Source organism: Anabaena sp. UHCC 0451, assembly GCF_034931405.1.
GTDB lineage: Bacteria > Cyanobacteriota > Cyanobacteriia > Cyanobacteriales > Nostocaceae > RDYJ01.
The window spans coordinates 1-4,646 of record NZ_JAYGHA010000073.1; the positions used below are offsets into that span (position 1 = coordinate 1).

Consider the following 4,646-nt stretch of genomic DNA (forward strand, 5'->3'; position numbering starts at 1 on the left):
CGATGCTCTATTAGCAGAAGTAGCCAAGGAAGGTTTTACAATGTTTAGGGATGCACTTCAAGCAGAGGTTGATAAATATCCTGATTACCCACTTCAACAGTTAAAAAATATTGGTATTGCTTATGTTAAATTTGCTTTAGAAAATCCTGCTTATTATCGGCTGATGTTTGGTGCTTATCGCACTACTCCTACACAAAACCTGCCTTTATTTACACAAACACCAGAGGCAATGTCAACTATATCAGTTGAGCAACTTATTCAAGGTGTGCAATCTCAGGATATGAGTTTTAATGTTAAGGGAGAGGCATTTATGGTACTGTTTAATATTATCATCCGATGTCAACAAGCGGGGTTAATTAAAACAGATGATCCTAAAACTCAAGCCTTAGCTTGTTGGTCAATTGTTCATGGTTTAGCTATGTTGTTTATGGATGGGCAAATTTTAATTACTGAAGAACAGTTAATAACTTTGTTATCATCATTAATTGTACAGAATTTAATAGAGGGATTGTGTCAATAAATTCTGCCAAAAAGCGAAAATAATTTCTTGAAGCAAGCCCCAATTAATGTGTTACAACTCCTAATATTTTAACGGAACAGTATTGCTAATTTAAGTTTTAGTTTTACTTAGGGCTTGCTGAATAAAACCAAAACCTAGATAAATAGGGCTTGCTGAGAAAGTCTTTTCGTGGAGGCAGGCAAGAGACAAAAGGCAAGAGGCAAGAGTTTGAGCTATCTGTTAGTAACCAATTTTTTGAAATTTCACCCTCAAAATGCTCGATTTTTTCACTCCTAGCTTCAAAACCCTTGCACATATTTTCTTTTCTATCAGCCCCAAACCTTTGATTCATCTAGGTTTTACGTTTACATTTATTCAGCAAACCCTAAATAAAGAGGTTGAGGATTTTTAAAATTAAACAAGTGCCTGGTTTTAGGGACTATGAGCAAGAAAACTTTGCGCTTTGTTGGTGTTTACCTCATTTCAAAACATAAAAAACTCCCTACTGACTAAAACACATTCACCTTACCATCATTGAGAATATAAAGAGAGCGATAACCAGGAAACTTCTCACTAGGACGCAGTTCTAAACGCAGAGTACCAAAATTAGGTTTAGAAGCATTCGCATCTAAAGACCTACCTGTGTCATCCCAAAACAACAGCGAAAAATTTGGTTCTGTCGCACTTTTCATATCTACACTAAATTCCTTTCCTGGTTCTAAAGAAATACGCCGCATTTCCGGGAATTTCTCCAGTTTCAATACTCTAGGTGTGCGGTTTACAACTTGCACACGAAGATATTGACCAGGTGTAAACTCAAGTGGACGCGGACCACAATTAGAAGCACAAGTCCCAGCTAATGTCACCTGAGAGTTATTAGTTGGTGTTAATAATAAAGCTGTAGCAATCAAAGTTGCTGAAATTAACTTAAACATTTTACACCCCTACACCAAATAAAGATAAATAATATCCTACTCAGAAGTAGCACTTTCTAACCACATTTCCCCATCATCTCCTAATAAGTTTTGTGCAGCTTCTAACATAGATGCAGCAATATCCTTTAAATCTTCCCGATTATTCAAATAGGTTTTTAACGCTTCCATCGGGTCAATACTGCTACTGGCGCTTAATTCAGGAATGCGGGGTTTAGCTAACTGACTAACTAATTCTGGTTGAATTGTATAAGTATGGGCTGTACTTAAAGCACTATGCACAGATGAATTATCAATTAAATCTAGCTGTTCAGAACGCAGTTTGTAAATTAATCGAACTACGGTATCTTGAAGATCATATTTTGCGATCGCTTTCAATAATACCACTTGCGGAGCATCACTCTTAGATAAATCTACCTCAATGGTGCGGAAAGTGCGAACAGGTAAAGAGCAAAATTCCCACTCCACCTTCCCTCGTTCTACTTCCACCATCACATAACCCTTATCTTCTTTCTCTTCACTAAAATCTACCCGTTCAATACTACCCGGATAAATCACCGGTGGGTCATTAGATTTATTTAAATTCTGGTGACAGTGAACGTGACCCAAAGCCACATAATCAAAACATGAGCGCGTCAGCAAAGACAAAGGCAAAGTAAAACCTTTACCCACAGCTAACAAACGTTCTGCACCCAACATTGCATTATCAGCCATCAAATGCGCTAAAAGCACAGTAGGTACATCCGGGTCAAGTTTTCTAATTTCCCCTTCTAAAACTACTTCTAACTTTTCCGTCAACATTTGATTAACTTCCGCCATAGATAAACCCGCAGTTTCTTTGCGAGTCATCAAAGCTGAACGAGTCAACCAAGGAAGTGTAATTATTTGCACCTTTCCGCTACGAGTTTGGATGTGGTGAGTTGTCAATTTATCACCGACCACAAACCCCGGTACACCTAAAGTCCGGTAAATATTTAAACTCGCACCGCCCACACCTTGGGAATGTAAGTCGTGATTACCAACTAACAAAACCGTTGGTATATCAGCATCTACAAGGCGGCGAAATTGACTAGCAAAAGCTTCTTGTACGTAAGGCGGTGGTGTAGCATCGGGAAAAGCATCACCACCGAATATCACTATATCTACTGGTTCTGATAAAGCGCGATCGATACATAAAGATAGGGTATTGACAAAATCCTCTAATCGTGTATTTAAACCTGTGATGGGATTGATGCGTCCGTGGGAGAAACCGCTTCCTATATGGATATCTGAAAGATGGAGGATTTTTATCATGTTGGTGAGTGGGATTTTTTTAAATGAACCGCAGAGACGCAGAGGACGCAGAGGGAGGAGGGTTTAATTTTTATCTGTGTTTATCTGTGTTCATCTGCGTTTGATTACTTTTTATGTTCTATTCTATTAAGGATACAGAAAATTATTAAGTCTGAATCAGGATAACCAGGATTTAAGGATTTACAGGATGTTATTTTGTGGTTAAAGATCCCCCACTTCTGAGATAATTAATCTATGAAATGAGAAGATTAATCAAAGAAGTCGGGGATCTGAAAATTGTATTTGTCTGAATCAGGATAACCAGGATTAAAGGATTAACAGGATGGTAATTTTTAGATAGTTGATAATCATTGAAAGAACATCATTCAACAACATCCTGAAAATCCCAACTTCCCACAAACAATCATCCAATCATATCCTCTAAATCCTCAAATCCTGGACATCCTGATTCAGACAAAAAAAATAACCAACTTCCCATCATAAATCATCCAATCACATCCTGTAAATCCTCAAATCCTGGACATCCTGATTCAGACAAATCAAAATATTAATATTAGTCATTAGTAATTAGCCATTTTTTAACACCTTACCAATGACCAATGACCAATAACTAATAACTAAATGTGAATCCCACACTCAGTTTTTTCGCTTCCTCTCCAACGTCCAGCGCGTTCGTCTTCACCTTCACCTACTTTAGTAGTAATAGGTTCATCACCAATGCTAGGATAACCTTGATCATGGAGAGGATTGTAAATTACTTTATGTTCAGCAACATAAGCCCAGCTTTGTTTGCGTGTCCAAGTAGCGATGGGATTTACTTTCAATCTTCCCAGATTATCTAATTCAAATATGGGCATATTGGCACGGGTAACAGCTTGGTCACGGCGACGGCCTGTAATCCAAGCGACGGTGTTAAGTTCCTGTAAACCCCTTAACAGTGGTTCAATTTTTGTAATTTGGTGGAATTCAGCAATATTTTTATCCCACAGTGCTTCACCAAATTTAGCAGCAAAGGCTTCACGGGTGTCTACATCTGGAGTTTTATAAGTTTGCAAATCTAGGTTGTAGATTTCTTTAGCTTTGGCAACCAGTTCCAAAGTTTGAGGGAAATGATACAATGTATCCAGGAAGATGACGGGAACTGGATGCTTGAGTACAGTATAAAGAATGTGGGTGATGATGATGTCATCAACATTAAAGGCGCTAGTTTGTACTAAACCTGTGGGTATATTGTCGATAGACCAAGCTAGGATTTCTGTAGGGGTAGCGGTTTCAAATTCTTGATTTAAGCGTTCTAAGTCAAAAGCGGTGGAAACTGTCATGATGATTCTCTAAAAAGATATTTTTACCTTAATTAAGATTTATCGTACCTTATAAAGACACCTATTCCTGTCGATCATTAGGTAATTATGATGTACGGGTATCACTACACGGGAATTTTAGTAGTTATTCTTTAATTCTAGTATAAAAATACTCAATTGCGGTTACGTGAAATCAGATTCCTGACTTCTTCCCTAATTTCCAATCTTCACCACCAGGTAATTGAATTATAATTTCTGTAATAGCTTTTGGTAAGTCTTTAACAGAATTTGTGTAAGTCAATTCTAGAAAGTTAAAAGCGGTGGAAATTATGTTATTTCTATCTACCATTTCTGCTAGTTGAAATTCAGTGTAGATACCATTTAAAACTTCTACGCTTGCATCACCTATTGCTAGTTCTATTTCTTCTTCTAAATAACTATCCCATTCGTCTTTATTGATGTAATAGGATTTTTTGTTTTCTTTAAGATTGATTTTTTTGATTTCTACTAAAGCGTTACGAATAGATACAACCCAAGAGTTTGTTAATCTTTGTTCTATTTGATTTTTTATCAAATGTATTAACAACACCCTTAAAAATGATTGAATATTCCTTAGAGGAT

Annotated in this window: 5 protein-coding genes; 1 reads left to right on the plus strand and 4 read right to left on the minus strand. The window is 37.0% G+C overall.

Features of this window, described 5'->3' with window-relative positions; translation table 11 throughout:
* On the plus strand, positions 1 to 520 hold a 520-nt coding region (locus tag VB694_RS25240), incomplete at its 5' end, for a TetR-like C-terminal domain-containing protein (RefSeq protein WP_323363066.1).
* 488 nt (positions 521 to 1,008) lie between these two features.
* On the opposite strand, the gene VB694_RS25245 is transcribed toward VB694_RS25240, so the two are convergent.
* The 4 genes from VB694_RS25245 to VB694_RS25260 form a co-directional block, all read right to left on the minus strand.
* Positions 1,009 to 1,434, minus strand: a complete 426-nt coding sequence (locus VB694_RS25245) for a hypothetical protein (RefSeq protein ID WP_323363067.1) — start codon at positions 1,432 to 1,434, stop codon at positions 1,009 to 1,011.
* A 36-nt stretch (positions 1,435 to 1,470) separates the two neighbouring features.
* Entirely contained in the window at positions 1,471 to 2,724 is a 1,254-nt protein-coding gene (locus VB694_RS25250) for an exonuclease SbcCD subunit D (protein WP_323363068.1), read from the minus strand.
* A gap of 617 nt (positions 2,725 to 3,341) precedes the next feature.
* Positions 3,342 to 4,046 carry a phosphoadenosine phosphosulfate reductase gene (cysH, locus tag VB694_RS25255; protein WP_323363069.1) on the minus strand — a complete coding sequence of 235 codons (705 nt, stop codon included), beginning with the start codon at positions 4,044 to 4,046 and terminating at the stop codon, positions 3,342 to 3,344.
* Positions 4,047 to 4,218: 172 nt separating this feature from the next.
* On the minus strand, positions 4,219 to 4,646 hold a 428-nt coding region (locus VB694_RS25260; protein ID WP_323363070.1), incomplete at its 5' end, for a hypothetical protein.

Excerpts from the sequence above, each read along its gene's own strand:
- VB694_RS25245 (WP_323363067.1), bottom strand. The coding sequence starts at position 1,434 with ATGTTTAAGTTAATTTCAGCAACTTTGATTGCTACAGCTTTATTATTA.
- VB694_RS25250 (WP_323363068.1), bottom strand. The coding sequence starts at position 2,724 with ATGATAAAAATCCTCCATCTTTCAGATATCCATATAGGAAGCGGTTTC.
- cysH (WP_323363069.1), bottom strand. The coding sequence starts at position 4,046 with ATGACAGTTTCCACCGCTTTTGACTTAGAACGCTTAAATCAAGAATTT.